The sequence below is a fragment of the Mycobacterium sp. genome (assembly GCF_032161845.1).
GTDB lineage: Bacteria > Actinomycetota > Actinomycetes > Mycobacteriales > Mycobacteriaceae > Mycobacterium.
The window spans coordinates 1-4,295 of sequence record NZ_JAVRQA010000566.1 but is presented as its reverse complement, the minus strand read 5'-3'; the positions used below and the strand labels follow the sequence as shown (position 1 = coordinate 4,295).

The following is a 4,295-nucleotide window of genomic DNA, read 5'->3' as shown; positions in this document are numbered from 1 at the left end:
GACGGCGCCCTGGTCAATCTGATGAACACCACCCCCGACGGTGACTATCAGACGTACAAGGCCAACGACGGCGGCTACGTGCGCGATCACTTCTTCGGCCGTGATCCGCGTACCAAGGCTCTGGTCGAGCCGATGAGCGACGCCGAGATCTGGAACCTCAAGCGCGGCGGCCACGACTACCGCAAGGTGTACGCCGCCTACCGGGCCGCGATGGAACACAAGGGTCAGCCGACGATCATCCTGGCCAAGACCATCAAGGGTTACACGCTGGGCCAGCACTTCGAAGGCCGCAACGCCACCCACCAGATGAAGAAGCTCGCCCTCGATGACCTCAAGGGATTCCGCGACGCCACCCGCGTCCCCGTGTCGGATGCCGAACTCGAAGCGAACCCGTACCTGCCGCCGTACTACCACCCCGGACCCGACGCACCCGAGATCCGCTACCTGCTGGATCGGCGACGGACCCTCGGCGGCTTCCTGCCGGCCCGACGCACCAAGACCAAGGCGCTCAAGCTTCCTGGCCGCGACGTCTACAAGGCGCTCAAGAAGGGTTCGGGCACCCAATCCGTCGCCACCACCATGGCGACCGTGCGCACGTTCAAGGAATTGTTGCGGGACAAGGAGATTGGCAAGCGCATCGTCCCGATCATCCCGGACGAGGCGCGCACCTTTGGGATGGACTCTTGGTTCCCGAGCTTGAAGATCTACAACCGCAACGGCCAGCTGTACACCGCGGTGGACGCCGAGCTGATGCTCGCCTACAAGGAATCCGAGACCGGTCAGATCCTGCACGAAGGCATCAACGAGGCCGGCTCCACGGCGTCGTTCACCGCCGTGGGCACCTCGTATTCCACCCACGACGAGCCGATGATTCCGATCTACATCTTCTACTCGATGTTCGGCTTCCAACGCACCGGCGACGGCTTGTGGGCGGCCACCGATCAGATGGCCCGTGGCTTCGTGCTCGGGGCCACCGCGGGACGCACCACGCTGACCGGTGAGGGTCTGCAGCACGCCGACGGGCACTCGATGCTGCTGGCCGCCACCAACCCCGCGGTCGTCGCCTACGACCCGGCGTTCGCCTACGAGGTCGCCTACATCGTGGAGAGCGGGCTTTCTCGGATGTTCGGTGAGAACCCCGAGAACGTCTTCTTCTACATCACCATCTACAACGAGCCGTATGTGCAGCCCCCCGAGCCGGAGAACTTCGATCCCGAGGGCCTGCTGCGCGGGATGTACCGCTACCGGGCGTCCAAGGACAAGCGCACCAACGTCGCGCAGATCCTGACCTCGGGCGTGGCAATGCCCGAGGCCTTGCGGGCCGCGGATCTGCTGGCCGCCGAATGGGACGTCGCCGCCGACGTGTGGTCGGTGACCAGCTGGGGTGAACTCAACCGCGACGGGGTGGCCGTAGAGAAGGAACGGCTGCGTCACCCGGACCGCCCAGCCGCCACGCCGTATGTCACCCAGGCGCTGGAGTCGACCGCGGGCCCCGTCGTCGCGGTCTCGGACTGGATGCGCGCGGTTCCCGAGCAGATCCGCCCGTGGGTGCCCAACACCTACGTGACGCTCGGCACCGACGGCTTCGGCTTCTCCGATACCCGTCCCGCGGCCCGCCGGTACTTCAACACCGATGCCGAATCGGTCGTGGTCGCCGTGCTGGAGGCCCTGGCCCGCGACGGCGAGATCGACCCCTCGGTCGCCATCGCCGCCGCCAACCAATACAAGATCGACGACGTCCTCGCTGCGGGCGTGTCCTTCGCCGACACCGGGAGCGCGTGACCCCCGAGCACTCGCATCGACTCTGCGGTGAGATCGCGTTTGCACGCGAAATCGCGATCTCACCGCACACTCGATGGAGAACTGATCCGCTTTCGGTCAGGTAGTTGGAGGAATCCACCAGAAATGGGCGTATCTTTTAGGGGTGACGGACAACGAGCTTGCGGACGCGCGCACGTCGCCCCTTGAGCTTCTCGACTCCGTTCCCGAATCGCTGCTTCGTCGCGTCAAGCAACATTCGGGGCGCTTGTCCACGGAGGCCGTCCACGTGATGGGGGAACGGCTGCCGTTCTTCGCGGATCTGGAGGCATCCCAGCGCGCCAGCGTTCAGCTCGTCGTGCAGACGGCGCTGGTCAACTTCGCCGAGTGGATGCGCAACCCGCGCGGTGACGTCGGATATACCGCCGAGGCGTTCGCCCTCGTCCCACAGGAGCTCACCCGGCGGATAGCCCTGCGCCAGACCGTCGACATGGTGCGGGTCACGATGGAGCACTTCGAGGAAGCCGTTCCGATGCTGGCCCGCAACGACGATCAGATGACGGCGCTGACGATCGGCATCCTGCGCTACAGCCGGAACTTGGCGTTCGCAGCGGCATCGGGATACGCCGATGCCGCGGAGGCCCGAGGGGCCTGGGACACCCGGATGGAGGCCAACGTCGTCGACGCGGTGGTCCGTGGCGACATCGGACCCCAGCTGCAGTCCCAGGCCGCGGCGCTGAACTGGGATGCCACCGCGCCCGCGACGGTGCTCGTCGGATTTCCCAAGCCCGGTCGCACGGATTTCGCCAGCGAGGACGTGCACGAGATCGTCACGCGCAACGGCCGCACGGCACTGTCGGACGTGCACGGCACATGGCTGGTCGCGATCGTATCCGGCCATCTCACTCCGACGGACAAGTTCCTTCCCGAACTGCTCGAGGTGTTCGCCGACGAGCCCGTGGTGATCGGCCCGTTCGCCGCATCTCTGGTGGCGGCGCACTACAGCGCCGCCGAAGCCATCGCGGGTATGAACGCCGTCGCAGGTTGGAGTGGCGCGCCTCGACCGGTGGCGGCCCGCGAACTGCTACCCGAACGGGCGCTTCTCGGCGACCCATCGGCGATTGCCGCCCTCGATTCCGACGTCATGCGACCGCTGGCCGACGCGGGTCCCGTACTGACGGAGACCCTCGACGCCTACCTCGATTCCGGAGGGGCGATCGAAGCCTGCGCGCGCAAATTGTTCGTTCATCCAAACACCGTCCGCTACCGTCTCAAACGCATCGCCGACTTCACGGGCCGCGATCCCACCCTGCCTCGCGACGCGTACGTTCTGCGGGTGGCATCGACGGTCGGACGGCTGGGTCGACAGACGACGCACACCAGCACGGCAAACGCTCGTGTGGCCTACGCAACAGGCCGGAACGGCGGCAATGCTGGTTCGTTTTCCGGATGAATGGTCGCAATCCGATCTCGTTGCAGTCCCATAACATGCGGTTTTGTAGCTTCCCCACAAAAACATAAGACCAGGTTCATAATCTCTTACACCACGCAAAACCGCTTTCACAGTGTTCTCTTAATTCGTGCCCCAAACACCCGTGCTTGCGCTGCTCGCTCCCGGACAGGGATCGCAGAGTCCCGGCATGCTCTCGCCGTGGCTTGAGCTGCCCGGTGCAGACGAGCGGATCGCCGCGTGGTCCGATGCCATCAACCTGGACCTCGCTCGCTTGGGCACGACAGCAACCGCCGACGAGATCACCGACACGTCGGTGACGCAACCCCTCGTCGTCGCGGCAACACTCCTCGCGCACGAGGAACTGACCAAGCGCGGCCTGCTGGCGGGCGCCGAGACGATCGTGGCGGGGCACTCCGTCGGCGAGATCGCCGCCTACGCGATCGCCGGTGCGCTCTCCGCCGACGACGCCGTGGTCCTGGCCGCCACCCGCGGCTTCGAGATGGCCAAGGCCTGCGCACTCGAGCCGACCGGCATGGCCGCCGTGCTCGGTGGCGACGAGGCCGACGTGCTGGCTCGCCTCGAGGCCCTCGACCTGGTGCCCGCGAACCGCAACGCCGCCGGACAGATCGTCGCCGCGGGCGCCACCTCCGCACTGGACAAGTTGGTCGAGGATCCGCCGGCGAAGGCGCGGGTTCGCAAGCTCGCGACGGCCGGCGCCTTCCACACCCACTTCATGGCCTCGGCACTGGACGGCTACGCCGCCGCCGCCGACGCCGTCGTGACGGGCGAGCCAACCGGCACCCTCCTGTCCAACGCCGACGGCCAGCCGGTGACTTCAGCTGCGGACGCCATGTCCAAGCTGGTCGCGCAGCTGACCCAACCGGTGCGCTGGGATCTGTGCACCGAGACCATGCGTCAACGCGAAGTCACCGCCATCATCGAGTTCCCGCCCGCGGGCGCTCTGGTCGGCATCGCGAAACGAGAACTTCGGGGAGTGCCGACGTACGCCGTCAAGACCCCCGCAGACCTGGACGGGCTCGCCGAGCTCTAGCCAGACAAGACCAAGCCGGCATTCCATCAGGGA

General features: G+C 66.4%; 3 protein-coding genes. All 3 read left to right on the top strand.

Annotated features, from left to right (window positions below; genetic code table 11):
* Nucleotides 1-1,782, top strand: a 1,782-nt coding sequence (aceE, locus tag QOD90_RS31305) for a pyruvate dehydrogenase (acetyl-transferring), homodimeric type (protein WP_526356464.1), incomplete at its 5' end; no start/stop codon positions are given.
* Nucleotides 1,783-1,924: 142 nt separating this feature from the next.
* Complete coding sequence (locus QOD90_RS31300) at nt 1,925-3,211, top strand: PucR family transcriptional regulator (RefSeq protein WP_526356462.1); 1,287 nt, start codon at nt 1,925-1,927, stop codon at nt 3,209-3,211.
* A 142-nt stretch (nt 3,212-3,353) separates the two neighbouring features.
* Nucleotides 3,354-4,262: an ACP S-malonyltransferase gene (locus tag QOD90_RS31295; RefSeq protein WP_526356466.1), complete on the top strand. Its 909-nt coding sequence runs from the start codon at nt 3,354-3,356 to the stop codon at nt 4,260-4,262.
* Nucleotides 4,263-4,295: the final 33 nt, after the last annotated feature.